Origin of the sequence: Bacteroides sp. OM05-12 (assembly GCF_003438995.1) — a bacterium.
GTDB lineage: Bacteria > Bacteroidota > Bacteroidia > Bacteroidales > Bacteroidaceae > Bacteroides.
In genome coordinates, this window is record NZ_QSUN01000004.1 from 140,769 (window position 1) to 158,247 (window position 17,479).

General features: G+C 42.0%; 11 protein-coding genes. 6 read left to right on the plus strand and 5 right to left on the minus strand.

The features are described 5' to 3' along the window. The first annotated feature begins 6 nt into the window (after positions 1–6). The 3 genes from DXB63_RS05280 (at position 7) to DXB63_RS05290 (ending at position 4,992) form a co-directional block, all read left to right on the plus strand. On the plus strand, positions 7–1,173 hold the full coding sequence (locus DXB63_RS05280; RefSeq protein WP_122125351.1) for an MFS transporter: 1,167 nt from the start codon (positions 7–9) through the stop codon (positions 1,171–1,173). An 11-nt stretch (positions 1,174–1,184) separates the two neighbouring features. Further along, positions 1,185–2,072 (plus strand): carbohydrate kinase, encoded by an 888-nt coding sequence (locus DXB63_RS05285; RefSeq protein WP_122125352.1) that lies wholly within the window; start codon positions 1,185–1,187, stop codon positions 2,070–2,072. 157 nt (positions 2,073–2,229) lie between these two features. Further along, entirely contained in the window at positions 2,230–4,992 is a 2,763-nt protein-coding gene (locus DXB63_RS05290) for a substrate-binding domain-containing protein (protein WP_122125353.1), read from the plus strand. 26 nt (positions 4,993–5,018) lie between these two features. On the opposite strand, the gene DXB63_RS05295 is transcribed toward DXB63_RS05290, so the two are convergent. The 4 genes from DXB63_RS05295 to DXB63_RS05310 form a co-directional block, all read right to left on the minus strand. Continuing rightward, positions 5,019–7,055: a sensor histidine kinase KdpD gene (locus DXB63_RS05295; RefSeq protein WP_122125354.1), complete on the minus strand. Its 2,037-nt coding sequence runs from the start codon at positions 7,053–7,055 to the stop codon at positions 5,019–5,021. A gap of 85 nt (positions 7,056–7,140) precedes the next feature. Beyond that, positions 7,141–7,752 carry a DsbA family protein gene (locus tag DXB63_RS05300; RefSeq protein WP_122125355.1) on the minus strand — a complete coding sequence of 204 codons (612 nt, stop codon included), beginning with the start codon at positions 7,750–7,752 and terminating at the stop codon, positions 7,141–7,143. A 317-nt stretch (positions 7,753–8,069) separates the two neighbouring features. Continuing rightward, a complete protein-coding gene (nifJ, locus tag DXB63_RS05305; protein WP_122125356.1) occupies positions 8,070–11,627 on the minus strand; it encodes a pyruvate:ferredoxin (flavodoxin) oxidoreductase in 3,558 nt (1,185 codons plus the stop codon). Between the two features lie 42 nt (positions 11,628–11,669). Continuing rightward, on the minus strand, positions 11,670–12,848 hold the full coding sequence (locus DXB63_RS05310) for an ATP-binding protein (RefSeq protein ID WP_122125357.1): 1,179 nt from the start codon (positions 12,846–12,848) through the stop codon (positions 11,670–11,672). Between the two features lie 120 nt (positions 12,849–12,968). Between DXB63_RS05310 and DXB63_RS05315 the strand changes: the two genes are divergently transcribed. Then, a complete protein-coding gene (locus DXB63_RS05315; RefSeq protein WP_122125358.1) occupies positions 12,969–14,051 on the plus strand; it encodes a hypothetical protein in 1,083 nt (360 codons plus the stop codon). Here DXB63_RS05315 and DXB63_RS05320 read toward each other — a convergent pair. Further along, complete coding sequence (locus tag DXB63_RS05320) at positions 14,015–15,709, minus strand: glycoside hydrolase family 10 protein (RefSeq protein WP_122125359.1); 1,695 nt, start codon at positions 15,707–15,709, stop codon at positions 14,015–14,017. The genes DXB63_RS05315 and DXB63_RS05320 overlap by 37 nt on opposite strands. Before the next feature lie 129 nt (positions 15,710–15,838). Between DXB63_RS05320 and DXB63_RS05325 the strand changes: the two genes are divergently transcribed. Together DXB63_RS05325 and DXB63_RS05330 are read left to right on the plus strand one after the other, a co-directional pair. Then, positions 15,839–17,254 carry a carbon starvation protein A gene (locus tag DXB63_RS05325; RefSeq protein ID WP_122125360.1) on the plus strand — a complete coding sequence of 472 codons (1,416 nt, stop codon included), beginning with the start codon at positions 15,839–15,841 and terminating at the stop codon, positions 17,252–17,254. Beyond that, the gene (locus DXB63_RS05330) at positions 17,241–17,477 is read left to right on the plus strand and encodes a hypothetical protein (RefSeq protein ID WP_122125361.1); all 237 of its coding nucleotides are present in this window, start codon (positions 17,241–17,243) and stop codon (positions 17,475–17,477) included. Before DXB63_RS05325 ends, DXB63_RS05330 begins: the two co-directional genes overlap by 14 nt. Positions 17,478–17,479: the final 2 nt, after the last annotated feature.

Consider the following 17,479-nt stretch of genomic DNA (forward strand, 5'->3'; position numbering starts at 1 on the left):
TATATCATGAAAAACAATGAAAATACATACATGAAATTAATCCCCATCATGTTATGTTTCTTTGCGATGGGATTTGTAGACCTGGTTGGCATCGCCTCGAATTATGTAAAAGCTGATTTGGATTTATCTGACGCACAAGCCAACATTTTCCCTTCATTGGTGTTCTTCTGGTTTTTAATCTTTTCTGTACCTACGGGAATGCTAATGAACAGAATCGGTCGTAAAAAGACGGTATTATTAAGTTTATTAATAACACTTGTCTCACTTCTGATTCCTATCTTTGGAGACAGTTATATTATTATGTTAGTATCTTTTTCCCTTCTAGGTATTGGCAACGCACTGATGCAAACGTCCTTAAACCCTTTACTTTCTACAATAGTAAGCGGTGAGAAGTTAGCCAGTTCACTGACATTCGGACAATTTGTGAAAGCAATTGCATCTTTCCTTGCACCTTATATCGCAGGATGGGGAGCTATAATGGCTATTCCTAGTTTCGGATTAAGTTGGAGGATATTATTCCCTATTTATTTGATTATTTGTGTTTTAGCTACCATTCTATTAGGATACACCTCTTTTAAAGAGGAGAAAGAAGAAGGAGAACCATCAACGTTCTCTCAATGCTTTGCCTTGCTTGGTAAACCGTTTGTACTGCTGTGCTTCCTCGGTATCATGTGTCATGTAGGTATTGATGTAGGAACAAATACGACTGCTCCTAAAATATTAATGGAACGTTTAAATATGACGCTGGCAGACGCAGGTTTCGCCACAAGTTTATATTTCATTTTCCGAACGGCCGGATGTCTTCTCGGAGCATTTATCTTACAGAAAATATCCAGTAAGGCATTCTTTGCCATCAGTATAATATGTATGCTGATCGCCATGATCGGACTTTTCCTATTCGACTCAAAGACTGCCATTTATATTTGCATCGCCTTAATAGGATTTGGCAACTCCAATGTATTCCCTATTATCTTTTCACAGGCAATGTTATACATGCCCAATAAGAAAAACGAGATATCGGGCTTAATGATTATGGGACTTTTCGGCGGTACCATCTTCCCGCTTGCAATGGGAGTGGCTTCTGACGCTATCGGTCAAGTCGGAGCCGTAGCCGTAATGACTGTCGGAGTTATCTATCTGATGTTCTATACCCTGAAAATTAAAACATTATAATCATATATACCATGAACAACAATATTATCGTAGGAATGGGAGAAGCCTTATGGGACGTTCTTCCCGAAGGGAAAAAGATAGGTGGCGCACCGGCCAATTTCGCTTATCATATCTCACAATTCGGTTTCAACAGCCGCGTAGTTAGTGCTATCGGAGACGACAAACTAGGAAATGAAATCATAGAAAACTTCGACTCAAAAGACTTGAAATATATCATTGAGAAGGTTCCATATCCAACGGGAACGGTACAGGTTGAACTGGATGAAGCCGGAGTACCTTGCTATGACATCAAGGAAAACGTAGCATGGGATAACATCCCTTTTACTCCGGAGCTTGAAGAATTGGCACACAACACCCGTTCCGTATGTTTCGGCTCTCTGGCACAACGTAGCATCGTTTCCCGCGAAACAATCAATCGGTTTCTGGATGTGATGCCCGATGGAGAGGGTCAATGTAAGATATTCGATGTAAACCTCCGTCAAGGATTCTACAGTAAAGAAATCCTTTGTAACTCATTTCGTAAATGCAATATTCTTAAGATCAACGATGAAGAGTTAATCACTGTAAGTCGTATGTTTGGCTATCCCGGCATCGACCTTCAGGATAAATGTTGGATTTTACTGGCTAAATATAATCTCAAGATGTTGATTCTAACCTGTGGTATTAACGGCAGTTATGTCTTCATTCCCGGTGTTGTTTCTTTCGTTGAAACACCCAAAGTAGAGGTCGCCGATACGGTAGGTGCAGGCGATTCATTCACTGCGGCTTTCGTAGCGGCCATATTAAAAGGAAAGACTGTACCCGAAGCCCACAAATTGGCAGTAGATGTATCCGCTTTCGTATGCACTCAAAACGGAGCTATGCCAAAGCTCCCGGAAACGATAAAAGCACGTTTATAATCAATAAATTATAAGATTAATATATGGTACAAAGCCGCGTTGCCACAAAGCAAGCGGCTTTTCCTTTTAACACAAGAATTCGTTAAAAAGCCATCTATCATCATTCTTAATCAGTTTTTCTTCTATCTTTGTTCCTATAAATAAGACAATTCATCTAATGAGAAGCATAACTTTCCTACTTACTCTATTCATATTACTAACTGCATGTACTAAAGAAAAGTCTCGTTATATTATCGGAGTTTCCCAATGCAGCGATGATGAATGGAGGCATAAAATGAATAACGAGATTACTCGTGAAGCTCTATTTTATGATGGTGTTAGCGTGGAAATACGTACGGCAAAAGATAATAACGAGATTCAGAAAAAGGACATTGAATATTTCATTAACAAAGGTGTCGATCTGCTGATAGTAGCCCCTAATGAGGCAATACCGATCACTCCTGTCGTTGAGAAAGCATTCGACAAGGGGATTCCTGTCGTAGTGGTAGACCGTAAAATCCTTTCTGATAAATACACTGCTTATGTAGGCGCCGACAATTATGAAATAGGAAAAGCAGTAGGAGAATATGTAGCCAATCTTCTAGAAAAGAAAGGCAATATTGTAGAAATAGCGGGACTGGAAGGATCGACTCCTGCGATAGACAGGCATCAAGGATTTATTAATGCATTGAATAACTATCCGGATATAAAGCTACTCAATCATTTTGATGCCGGTTGGCTACAAAGCGTAGCAACAGAAAAGATGGATACGGCTTTAGCCCATTACCCCGATATTGACTTGGTCTTCGCCCAGAATGACAGAATGGCCGTAGGTGCTTATCTGGCATGGAAAAAGAGCAACCGAAAGAAAATGGCTTTTATCGGCATAGATGCCCTACCCGGCAAAGAATACGGCGTAGACCAGGTTCTTAACAAGGTATTAGATGCCACATTCATGTATCCAACCGGTGGAGACATCGTCATGCAAGTAGCAATGTCCATTTTACAAAAGCAACCTTTTCTGCGTGAGAACATATTATCCACCGCTGTTGTGGATTCTACGAACGCACACGTCATGAAACTGCAAACCGACCACATTACCGAATTGGATAATAAGATAGAAGCCTTAAATATGAAAATAGGAGTTTACCTGACGCGTTATGCCAACCAACAGGTGGTTCTTTACGCCAGTCTTATCATCCTCCTACTATTGACGGGTATTTTATTCTTAATATATAAGGCATACCGTTCCAAGAACCGCATGAACACGGAGTTGTCCGGAAGAAACGATGAAATAACCCGGCAAAAAGAGCAATTGGAAGAGCAGCGTGACCAGCTTATCATGCTTTCCAGACAACTGGAAGAAGCTACGCATGCCAAACTCGTATTCTTTACCAATGTGTCCCATGATTTCCGTACTCCATTGACATTAATATCCGACCCTATAGAACAACTACTTGCAGACAACAACTTGGACGAGGATCAGATGAAGCTGCTGAAGATAATAAGGAAGAATGTCAATATCCTCTTACGGCTGGTAAACCAGATACTTGATTTCCGTAAATACGAAAACGGGAAACTAGAACTTGTACTATCACGTAGTAACTTAAAAGAGCAGATAACAGAATGGAACAACGCATTTCAACCTGTAGCACTGAAAAAGCACATCAAGTTCACATTTGAAACTGACGAAAAGATATCTTACAGCATGCCGATGGATATAGAAAAGATGGAACGTATTTATTTCAATCTTCTATCCAACGCATTCAAGTTTACGCCTGAAAACGGGAAAGTGAAAGTACATCTTTCTTCTTTTGAGAAAGAGTGCACACCATTCATACGCTTATGCGTATCCGATACGGGAATCGGTATATCGGCCGAACATATCCGCAATATATTCGACCGCTTTTACAAAATAGACCTCCATCATTCCGGCTCAGGAATAGGTTTGGCACTGGCTAAAGCCTTTACTGAACTTCATGGCGGAACAATTCAGGTAGAAAGCAATCCTAACAGCGGTACTATCTTTACGGTAGAGATACCAATGAAGCAACCGGATTTCATTGAATCAGAAACTCCGGCTATCCCCCATGACGCCGTAACGAACCAACAAAAAGAATCCATACCGCTATCGCCCGCTGAAGAGTTTGCCATGGCAGAAGAAGAAACCGAGCAAGTGCTGAACCCCGACAAGGAAACCATTTTGATTATCGATGATAACGCTGACATACGGGAATATGTAAGGTCGTTACTGCATAATACATATACGGTTCTGGAAGCTATTGACGGACGTGACGGATTAAGAAAAGCCATGAAATACGTACCGGATGTAATCATTTGCGATGTCATGATGCCTGTAATGGACGGAATAGAATGTTGTGAGCATCTGAAAAATGAGTTGCAGACGAGCCATATACCTGTTATCCTGTTAACCGCCTGTTCGCTCGACGAGCAACGTATCAAAGGATTTGAAAGTGGTGCAGACTCCTATATAGCCAAACCTTTCAACTCCAAAGTACTGGAAGTACGTGTACATAATCTTATCGAAAACCGCAAACGGATGAAACAATTTTTTGGAGATAATACCACGTTGGCTAAAGAGTCTATCAGCGATATAGATAAGAGCTTTATCGAACGTTTCAAAAAACTTATCGAGGACAACCTGTCAAATTCAGAACTTAATGTGGAAGAACTTGGACGAAGTATGGGCATGAGCCGCGTACAACTGTATCGCAAAGTTAAATCGCTCACGAACTATGCTCCGAACGAATTGTTACGAATTGCACGTTTAAAGAAAGCAACTTCCCTCCTTTCTTCTTCGGATATGACAATCGCTGAAATCACATACGAAGTGGGCTTTACATCGCCTTCTTATTTCACCAAATGTTATAAAGATCATTTCGGAGAAAGCCCTACCGACTTTTTAAAAAGGAAAGGATAATATAGAGGAGTATGAATGATTACTCATCATCCTTGTGGTAAGGATATTACTATACGGCAGCCGTTCTTATATTCCGGATCAACATGAATTGTTCCTCCCAAACGAGTGATGATGATACGACAAATATAAAGTCCCAGTCCTGTACCGGGTTTAAAGCTATCTACTTTAGTAAAACGCTCGAATACCCATTCCTGCTTATCCGGAGAAATGCCGATACCTTCGTCGGTCACCGTTATAAGCAGTTCCTTTCCATCCATATCCAAATGATACGACAATCTCACTTCACCTTTATCCGTAAACTTTACGGCGTTATTCAATAAGTTTTTAAGGACAAGTGCCAAATAGAGAGGGTGCGTCCATACCAGGCAGGTTTCTTCTTCATTCTCCAGCTTAATTGTGACATCGTGTTTTGTATTGGCTTCTTTCAGCAGATCTATTTCCTGATGACAAATAACAAAAATATCAGCGGAACTTATCGGTAACTTTTCCGTAGAGCAAACCAAGCTCGAAAGTTCAATCATTGTATTCAGCAGATCCGTTAACTTACCAATATTCTCCTGTATCATTCCGGGAAAATCTTCTTTCAACTTATCATCAATCGTTTTATCAAGCAATAAATCCGTAAAACCATTGATCGCATTGAGCGGCGTACGTATTTCATGACACATGGAACTAAGGAAAGCGGTCTTCATTTTCTCACTTTCCGCCGCCCTGTTACGCTGTATGACTATCTCTTCGTTCGATTTCACCAAATCTCCCTGCACATGCTTCAATCGCTTCACCATCAAACGTTGATAAATGGTCCACCCGGTGATAAACAGTAACAGTATCAAAACCACTGTAATAATGACCACGTTGTTCCTGTTTGTCAGTTTTTCCTTCTCCAACTGCAAACTATACACATTGAAACGCGCCTGCATCTCGGCCATCTCTTTTTTTATTCCTTCCGAACGACTCACTTCCCTCAAAGAGTCACATTCTTCCAATGTCTCCAACGCTTTCGCATATTGTTTCATATCCTTATAAATCCCCATCTTTATTTCATAAGGAGTTATCAGGTCAAGCACGCGGGCATTTTCTTTACGGAAAGCAATACAAGAATCAATATACAATAAAGCCTTATCATAGTGTTTCATACGCCAATGATACAAGCTGATAAGATCATAAACCTCCTTCCGTCTGTCTTCATTATTCACCAGTTGCATTAACTTATCATAGCAAGCCGTAGCCTCTTTTTCGGGCATGTCATCTCCAAGATAAATAACCTTGCCGTATACCGTTAACTTAAAAGGAAAATCATCAAGAAAGACTCTCTTAAAACCTAGATCCAATTGATTTATAACATCATGGGCCGATATCATCAATGATATTTCTTCCAGAACTTTCGGCGTATGCTCCGGCATTGTCATATAAAGATTAGAGAGTTTATTATGACAAAGTTGCTCAAAGAAACACCGCTGTTCTTCCGGATAAGACGACAATAAACTCAATACACGCTCCACATAAGGAATCGCATCTTTCACCACACTGTAACCTCCGGATTTAACCGATGCGCAATCCATGGAAATAGCCGTTAAGAATTCCCATTCCAACTGTTCTTCCGCAGTCAATTTATCTTTGGCTTTTAATCGGGTTAATTCCTCTCCAATCACAGTTTCCACATCTTCATGAGAGGTACGAAACGATGCATTTTGTGAATATAAATAAGATACAAACAGGTTATTTTCCGGAATCGGCAATACATCCTTGGCCAGTTGAATATAACAATCCACTTTTTCCGGTTTGATACAGGACATTCCTTTTACCAATTCATCCAAAGCAATTTTTATCACGGCTACATTATCGCATTCGATAGCTTCTTCCAAAGCCTTGTCCCAATAGTCTAACGCAATATTAGAGGAGCCTACATTCAGATCAGCAAGATGGACATACACCTCACATCGTTTTTCGGCATCTTTATACTCACCCAACAGTTGTTTCAAGCTGTCTGTCGGTGTTGTATTTGCCATCATTAACGAAGGAATAGCGCACAAAATAATGAGAATGTAGCTAATCTTCCCCATATTATATTTTCAAACTATATGCTAGTAATTTATCATGATGCTACAAAGATAAAAAACATCCTTCGCATTAGAACATAAAAAACCTTTAAATATTATTCATATTCTTATTTAATTGATATAATCCCAACCTGGAAGCTCCATAACGACAAAGGCGTCCTTCGACTATCATTTTATTTAACTCCTCAATAGCCTTGCTTCGTTTGCATCCTCTTATTTCTTGATATTCTTCACGGGAGATGAAAGGATTCTTCTCAAAATGTGCCGCCAATGCCGCATCACGTCTCTTTACATCAAGCGGTGAAGAAGTCCATGCTTCCGGATTCCTTTTCAGTTGAATGCCACGCAACTGTTGCTTCATCCGCTTAGATGTACGCAGCACAAGATTGTTCACTTCTATGGAAGCGGAACGTATTTCTTTCTCATCCATAACCGGACGACCTTTCAAGGAAATGGTGAGCGTTCCTATCTCACCCAGTTCTACGTTGTAACCATCTTTAAGAGCCGTTACAACTCGTCTGGTAATCTGGTTTAAAGCCGCTTCCAGCTCGGCCGGACTAAATGTAGTGCCATCTGCTGCCAATTCATAAAGTTTTTGGGCATTCACCGTTCCTAACGGGGCAAAACGGGGGTGTAATAGTTGTTTCTTTCCTGTCTGTTTCGGATCAGGATTCTCATGAAGTTCATACTGTGCTGCCATGTTCTATGCGTTTTTAAAGGTTTGTTCCGGTATCTCTAAGTTCAGACGACCTTGTCTATAAAGGTAAAGATAAGGTTCACTAAATCATTTTACAGTTGTCAATCATACGTATGACAGTTGTCATACGTTCATTTGACAGCTGTCATTCATTCGTTCGACAATTGTCAAACGATTTATGTGACAGGACAAAAGTACATAATATTACTTGAACGGGCAACTAATCATGCAAGGATTGCAGCTTAGTGTCAATGGTGGGAAATAAAAAAAGCGGTGACCTATCAAAGTCACCGCTTTTTATTATGAATTAATTCTCTGAATTATTCTGCGTCAACACCCCAAGCCTGATTAGCCAGACGCTTGTAGTTGTTGTATCTCCATTTAGCGTTGTCTTCAGCAGCCTGGAAGAGTTCTTCTGCTTCGGCAGGATATTGCTTCATTACGGATGCGTAACGAACCTCGCCTTTCAGGAAGTCTTTGAAATCAGCCCAGTTCGGTGCTTTGGAATCCAAGGTAAACGGATTCTTTCCTTCTGCTTCAAGAGCCGGATTGTAACGCCACAAGTGCCAGTAACCGCAAGCTACAGCTTTTTCTTCTTCAGCTTGTGATTTACCCATACCTTGCTTCAATCCGTGGTTGATACATGGTGCGTAAGCGATGATCAATGATGGTCCCGGATATGCTTCTGCTTCGCGGATAGCTTTCAGGGTCTGAGCTTGGTCGGCACCCATAGCAATCTGTGCAACATATACATAACCGTAAGTGGTAGCCATCATACCAAGGTCTTTCTTACGTACTCTCTTACCTGCAGCAGCAAACTTAGCGATAGCTCCTACCGGAGTTGCCTTAGATGACTGTCCACCTGTATTTGAGTAAACTTCCGTATCCAAAACAAGGATATTTACGTCCTTACCAGAAGCGATAACATGGTCGAGACCACCGTAACCGATATCATAAGAAGCACCGTCACCACCGATAATCCATTGTGAACGTTTTACCAGGAAGTGAGTAAGTTCTTGCAACTGTTTGCTTACAGGGCAACCTGCTGCAACGCCTTGTGCAATAACTGCTTCAACCTGCGGAGCCAGTTCTTTCGTCTTTTCAGAATCATTTCTGTTTTCAATCCAAGCCGTCAGAACTTCCTTAGCCTCAGCAGGAGCGTTGTTACCAGCAAGAATCTCATTCATCAGCTTAACAATGCGGTCGCGCATCTTTTCGTTGGCAAGTTCCATACCGAAACCGAATTCGCAGAAGTCTTCGAACAATGAGTTAGCCCAAGCAGGACCATGTCCTTTTTCATTCTTAGTATAAGGAGTAGAAGGTACAGAACCGGAATAGATAGAAGAACATCCGGTTGCATTGGCTACCATCTCACGATCTCCGAACAGTTGGGTAATCAACTTCACATACGGAGTTTCACCACAACCGGAGCAAGCTCCCGAGAACTCGAACAACGGAGTAGCGAACTGAGAGTTCTTCACGTTAGCCTTAACGTCTACCAAATGTTGTTTGCTCTTCACATTCTTAGCGCAATAATCCCAGTTTTCAGCCTGAGCCAATTGGCTTTCAAGATGCTTCATCGTCAAAGCCTTGCCACCCTTCTTAGGATTGCCCGGACATACATCGGCACAGTTACCGCAACCAAGACAGTCGAGAACATCTACCTGAATACGGAATGTCATACCGTCGAATGCTTTACCTACAGCCTTTAATGTCTCGAAGCCTGCACCCTTCTGCTCTTCTGCATCGAGTACGAACGGACGGATAGAAGCGTGAGGACAAACGTATGCACACTTGTTACACTGGATACAGTTTTCGGCATTCCATTCAGGAACGAATGCTGCAACACCACGTTTCTCATATTGAGAAGTACCTTGTTGCCAAGTACCGTCTTCGATACCTTTGAATGCAGATACAGGAAGCAAGTCGCCATCCTGAGCATTGATAGGACGAACCACTTCATTGATGAATGCCGGATCATTATTTGCAGCAGCAGGCTCAACAGTCAGTTTAGCCCAAGCCGGGTCAATAGCCAGTTTCTTATATTCACCACCACGGTCAACGGCAGCGTAGTTCTTGTTGACTACATCTTCACCCTTCTTACCGTATGACTTAACGATGAACTTCTTCATTTGCTCGATAGCCAAGTCTACAGGGATAACCTCTGTAATACGGAAGAATGCAGACTGAAGGATAGTGTTGGTACGGTTACCAAGACCGATTTCCTGTGCTATCTGAGTTGCGTTGATATAGTAAACAGTGATATTGTTTTCTGCGAAATATTTCTTCACACGAGTAGGCAGGTTCTTAGCCAAATCCTCGCCTTCCCAAATAGTATTCAATAGGAATGTACCGTTCTTACGAAGACCGCGAGTCACATCATACATATGCAGGTAAGCCTGAACGTGGCAAGCCACAAAGTTCGGAGTATTTACCAAGTAAGTAGAACGGATAGGCGTATCACCGAAACGAAGGTGAGAGCAAGTGAAACCTCCAGACTTCTTAGAGTCGTATGAGAAGTAAGCCTGACAGTGTTTATCCGTATTGTCACCGATAATCTTAACAGAGTTCTTGTTTGCACCTACAGTACCGTCTGCACCCAATCCGTAGAATTTAGCTTCGAACATACCTGCACCGCCCAGAGCGATCTCTTCTTTCTGAGGAAGAGAAGTGAAAGTAACGTCATCTACGATACCGATAGTGAAATGATTCTTAGGCATAGGCAATGCCAAGTTTTCAAATACAGAAAGTATCTGAGCCGGAGTAGTATCCTTAGAACCTAATCCATAACGTCCGCCAATAATAACCGGAGCGTTTTCTGCGCCATAGAAGCAATCCTTAACATCCAGATACATCGGTTCGCCGTTAGCTCCCGGTTCTTTTGTACGGTCAAGAACAGCAATACGTTTTGCAGTCTTAGGCACAGCAGCCAAGAAATGCTTAGCAGAGAACGGACGATACAAGTGAACAGCAACCATACCTACCTTTTCGCCATTGGCAACCAAGTGGTCGATAGCTTCACGAGCTGCTTCAGTAACAGAACCCATAGCAATGATAACGCGTTCTGCATCTTCCGCTCCATAATAATCGAACAAACCGTACTTACGACCTGTAATCTTGGATAGTTCGTTCATATATTCTTCCACAACATCCGCTACATTCTCATAATAAGGATTGCAGGATTCTCTGTGTTGGAAGAAGTGATCCGGATTCTCAGCCATACCGCGAGCTACAGGAGTCTGAGGATTCAATGCGCGTGCACGGAATTCAGAAAGAGCTTCCTGATCAATTAGATGAGCCAAATCCTCGTTGTCCAATTTCTCAATCTTCTGGATTTCGTGAGAAGTACGGAAACCGTCGAAGAAGTTAATGAACGGTACACGAGATTTGATTGTAGACAAGTGAGCAACAGCAGACAAGTCCATAACTTCCTGTACAGAACCTTCTGCCAACATAGCAAAACCTGTCTGACGGCAAGCCATTACATCCTGATGGTCACCAAAGATACAAAGTGCATGAGAAGCCAATGTACGTGCAGATACGTGGAATACACAAGGTAGTAATTCACCTGCGATCTTGTACATATTAGGAATCATCAGCAACAAACCTTGTGATGCAGTGTAAGTAGTAGTCAATGCACCGGCTTGAAGTGAACCGTGAACAGCTCCGGCAGCTCCGGCTTCCGACTGCATTTCCTGTACCAATACTGTTTCACCGAAGATGTTCTTGCGACCTGCGGCAGCCCATTCATCTACATGTTCAGCCATTGTAGATGACGGAGTGATAGGATAGATGGCAGCAACCTCCGAGAACATATAGGATATATGTGCAGCTGCTTCATTACCATCACAAGTGATAAATTTCTTTTGTTTAGTCATAACAAATTAATATATTAAGTAAAAAATCTCTTTGTTCGCTCGTTAATATAAAAAGCCAAACAACCATAAAGGTATTTGGTTCCCATGTCCTACTTCCGCTTTTTGCAAAGCGTAAATCACATTGGGGTTATTCTTTATTTTAGTCCCCTCCGTACAGATGCGGAAAGGAATATGCCCGTCCACAAGAAAAGAGGTTCCTTTATCACCTTTATTCAACTTGTGGTCTTTATATAAAGTATTCATGAAGAATGTCTCCAACACATCCTGTACATCCACTTTCACGGGATAAATAGAATACATCAGATTGGTATTATGCATCATAATCTTCGATGGTTTCTTAGGAAACTCCTCTCCTCTGGGATACACCATGTTTATAAGACGTGCATCTGCCAAGTATTTAATGTAATTCATAACCGTAGCACGGGAAGTCTGTATATCGCTGGCAAGCTGACTCACATTGGGCGCAACCGGTCCGTCCACAGCCAATAGATATAACAGTTTCTTAATCTTAGAAAGATATTTCAATTCTATTTGCTTGATAAGCAATATGTCTACCTCCACCATCATGTTCATGGTCTTCAGCAGATTCTCCGAGAAATTACGTTTCTCCAGAAAGAACGGATAAAAGCCATGATGCATATAATCCTGAAAATACTCCAAAGGTTTCACTTTAGGCAATATCTCCTTAACTATCTGCTCATGGTTCTTCAGAATATCTTCCAGTGAGTAAGGATGAAACTGATTGCCGGTTTGTAGATTCAGAAATTCACGAAAAGAAAACCCGCGCAAATTATAAGACTTCACAATGCCGGACAGCTCCAGATTCTCTTCTTTCAGACGCATTACGGAAGAACCCGTAAACACAATCTTCAAGTTAGGAAAGCGGTCATAGCACATACGTAGTTCACGGCTCCAGTCCGGATACTTAAACACCTGATCAATGAGTAAAACCTTCCCGCCATTCTTTTGGAATTCATAAGCAAAATCAACCATTGAGTGCCCGGAAAAATAGAAATTATTCATGTTGATAAACAAACATGAACGATCCGTCCCGAACTTTTCTTTCGCATATTGAAGCAAGAAAGTTGTTTTGCCGACACCACGAGTACCTTTAATACCAATTAAACGATCGTTCCAGTTTATTTCATCCATAAGATCACGACGCACCGGAGCATTGGTATGTTCTACAAGATAATTGTGTGTTCTATAAAATGCTTCCATCAGATTTCGTTATAATTGGCTGCAAATATAATCTATTTTTCTTCAATTGCAAAGTAGAGATAGCAAAATTACGCAATAATTATCTTTTTTATCCTTAAGAATGAGTATTTTTGCAGTCGTATGAGTAAAAGCCAATATATATTCAATCCGGATACAGATTTAGCCCTCGCCGATGGCGACGAGAACTATATTCCGCCTTACTCCGCCACGAAAATGGCAAAAGATTTGGCATCATTACCCCGTTGGTATGACATAGAGGATTCAAGGGCAGTCATCCCATGGGGATGGAACCCGGCACTCATCAAAAAGCTGAAAGCACAAGGGATAGCACCGGATTTATTGCCGGACAAGGAAAAGATGGAACGCATCAGGCAGTTATCCCACCGTTCCTTATCGGTTCATCTACAAAAGGAACTACTCACTTCAAATGAATACTGCGGTTCCGCAATGGAGTTTTCATCGGAGCAAGCTCTTCAATCTTTTGTAGAAAGCCACACTTCCACTATCTTAAAAGCTCCTTGGTCGGGAAGTGGAAAAGGCTTATTATTCTGTCATGGCGAGTTCACAAACCCTGTCCGGCAATGGTGCAAAAAGATTCTGGACAAACAAAAGAGTATTATCGGAGAGATAGCATACAATAAAGTAAAAGACTTCGCCATGGAGTTTTATGCGGATAGTAACGGCACTGTCTCTTTTGCCGGATATTCAGCTTTCTACACGGATAAATGGGGAGCATATAAAGGCAATCTATTAGCTTCCAATCAAAAGATTATAGAAATGCTGACCGGATATATCTCTTTATCTACACTCAGTGCACTACAAGACAAACTGGTTTCCCTGCTTACATCCCATATCGGGAAACACTATCAAGGGTATCTCGGAGTAGACATGATGGTTTGCAACTTTCCGGAACAACCATTTTACCGTATTCATCCATGTGTGGAAATTAATCTGCGCATGAATATGGGAATGGTGGCAAGAATCATTTATGACAGACATCTTTCGGCAAACAGTACCGGAGTTTTCATAATCGACTACCATGCCGACTCGTCCGAACTACAGAAAGACCATGAAAGCAAGCTGCATACTTATCCTTTGGTAAAAGACGGTAAAGGCAAAATCACTTCCGGTTATCTGGCGCTTACGCCTATCTTTGCAACAACTAATTACCGGGCGTATATACTCTGCAATAATACGATATAATCCCTTATTATTTCTCTGTCGTTGGTTATTAAAATCCGATAAGTGCCTTGACTCAGTTTCTCTTCCAATAACACATTCTGCGAATAAGGTACATGTAAGACACATCGTCCTGATATATCCGTCACCGTCACAAACCGGGCATCGGGCAATGGAGGAAGATATAAAACTTTCCCGTCACAATGAGAAACAGCCGGTTTCCCGGGAGAATTGAATTGCAAGGGTTCGCTCTCATTTCCATAACGGTCTATGGCAGTAACTGCAAAGAAGCGTTTACGCTTGTCAGGATAAACATAAGAATAAGTGTAGTGATTCTCACGAAGTCCCGTCACAATCAAATTAGCAGCGCAGTTTACATCCACCGGATAGGTATCAGACGCATATACGGTATAAGCAGGCGTCCTCCTTGCATCATTATCTATGGAAACACTCCAATTCAAAGACACCTCTCCATATTGTTCCTGTAAGGTCGGTTGCGAAGGAGCACCGGGAGCAATACTGTCCAGCCATGTCATTGCAGGAGTCAGAGCCGGATAAGGATAATATTTACAAACCAATTCATCAAGTATACCTTTCGTATTATCCATGATAAATTTCGCCCGGTAATACGCCTGTCCCGCAAGACCTTCCCGGCGTGTAAAAGATATTTGCCGTTCAATTTCATCCAAGGGCCAGTTCTTCTCGGAAGGATGCAAAAAATAGACTCCCAAACCGGGTACGATCTGCCTGCCATTGCATTGTTCCTGCCAATCAAGTGCGAAAGGATAGAACTGATTACCACTAAAATACATCATCGGGAACAGCATGTCCTGGATTCCTTCACGAAGCCACCCTTGCGCATCCTGATATACCGCATGATAACCGTTCCAGCCACGGGAGGAATAACGGGAAGTATCCCTGAATTTGCCGATGGGTGAACTACTGACTTTTACCCACGGTTTGACGGACTTCACCGTCTGATAGATATAACGTACAATCCCCGTTACATTTTCCCTGCGCCATACCGCAAGCGACAATCCCTTTCCATATTTACGATAGGTATCTTTATCGGGAAACGCAGCCGGATGATCCGGATAACGGATATAATCCAGATGGACGCCATCCACGTCATAATTGGCAACCACTTCCTTCACGATACGATTTAAATACTCTTTCGTGCCCGGATGTCCGGGATCTAAGAACCATTCTCCCTGATATTGTTTGCAAATGGACGGCTGTTTACGAGTCACAGAACCAGCACCTAACGAACGCACATGTTTTGCCGTACCCAAAGGTATAGAAACAATCCATGCATGCAACTCCATACCCCGTTTATGACACTCGTCAATAGCGAAAGCCAGTGGATCATAACCCGGACTTTTGCCACTCCTTCCTGTCAATATTTCATTATAAGATTCTATAGCAGAAGGATATATCACGTCTCCCCTGATTCGTGCCTGAAAAAGAATCGTATTAAAGTTAGCCTTTTGCAGTTCATCCAGTATCCGGCAAAGTTCCGCTTTCTGTTTTTTCACCCCCAAGGGAGTAACGGCACGGGTCGAAGGCCAGTCCAATCCGTAAGCCGTTGTCAACCAAACGGCACGAACCTCTCTTTTCGGTTGCGCTCGCAATCCTACAAAAGGTATCAAAAAGGATATTAGAATGATGAATATATGACGCATATCAATAGCAAATTGGCGGTTACAAAGGTAGTTCTTTTCGCTAATTAATCTAAATCTTTTAATGTTTTATATCTTATGTAAGAATAGTTTTCTATATCTTTGTTTACACGAATCGAATTAAAGATACTTATGATCACATTTATCGTCGCCTTGCTATGTCTCATCGGAGGCTACTTCATATATGGAAAATACGTAGAAAGAGTATTTAGTCCGGACAGTCATAGAAAAACACCGGCTTTGACAAAGGCAGACGGAGTAGACTTCATGCCGTTACCCACCTGGAAAATCTTTATGATTCAATTCTTGAACATCGCAGGGCTAGGTCCGATATTCGGAGCAATCATGGGAGCAAAATTCGGAACATCATCCTACTTATGGATTGTATTCGGAAGCATCTTTGCCGGAGCTACCCATGATTATCTGTCGGGTATGCTTTCCGTACGCAATAACGGAGAAAGCCTGCCGGAACTGATCGGAAAATACTTAGGTCTGACCACCAAACAAGTCATGCGGGGTTTTACCGTTTTGTTGATGATTCTGGTAGGAGCCGTATTTGTAGCGGGACCGGCAGAACTTTTAGCCAAACTGACTCCGGAACATCTGAACCTGACTTTTTGGGCTTCGATAGTCTTTATATATTACATCTTGGCAACCTTATTGCCAATAGATAAAATAATCGGGAATATCTATCCGCTTTTCGCAGCCGCTTTATTATTTATGGCTGTGGGAATCTTAGTCATGCTGCTATGGCATCATCCCGATCTTCCGGAGATAACAGGATGGGGCAGTCTCAAAAACACTTATCCGGGAGGAATCCCTATCTTCCCGATGATGTTCGTCTCCATTGCCTGCGGAGCAATCTCCGGGTTTCACGCCACACAATCGCCGCTTATGGCACGTTGCATCAAGAACGAGAAATACGGTCGTCCCGTTTTTTACGGAGCTATGATAACAGAAGGTATCGTAGCATTGATATGGGCTGCGGCCGCTACCTATTTCTTTCATAACAACGGTATGGAGGAAAATAATGCGGCAGTTATCGTAGACAGCATCACCAAAGAATGGCTGGGTGCTATCGGAGGATTTCTTGCCATACTCGGAGTGATTGCCGCACCGATTACCTCGGGCGATACGGCATTTCGCTCCGCACGCCTCATCGTCGCAGACTTTTTACACATCGACCAAAAGCCCGTCTTAAAGCGTTTGCTGATATCCATACCTTTATTCATAATAGGTTTCTTCATCCTGCAAATGAACTTCTCTATCTTGTGGAGATACTTTGCTTGGTGTAATCAGACACTATCCGTGTTCACACTCTGGGCGGTAACCGTTTATCTGGCACGTGCCCGAAAAAATTATTGGATTACTCTGATACCTGCCTTATTCATGACTTCCGTCTGCTCTACATATATTTGCATAGCACCCGAAGGCTTCTCACTGCCTGCGGAAATCGCCTATGGTATTGGTATTGCAAGCACCTTAACCGGTGCAATATGGTTTATTTTATGGTATAGAAAACAACATTTTACGTATGAAAAAATATAAAAAATCAACTTGGCTGACCACTTTACTCTTTATCTACGTTACTGCGATGGCTATCTATTTCTTGCCTCGCAACACACAAACCGGCGACTTGGAAAAGTATCTGACCGTAGCCGCGTCTTATCTCATCCTGGCACTACTATGGTACGTATTACGCAGAAAAGAACGTTTGGCAGCCGAACGGGAAAAAGATATAGAAGAAAACAGTAAAAAGAATAAAAATTAAAA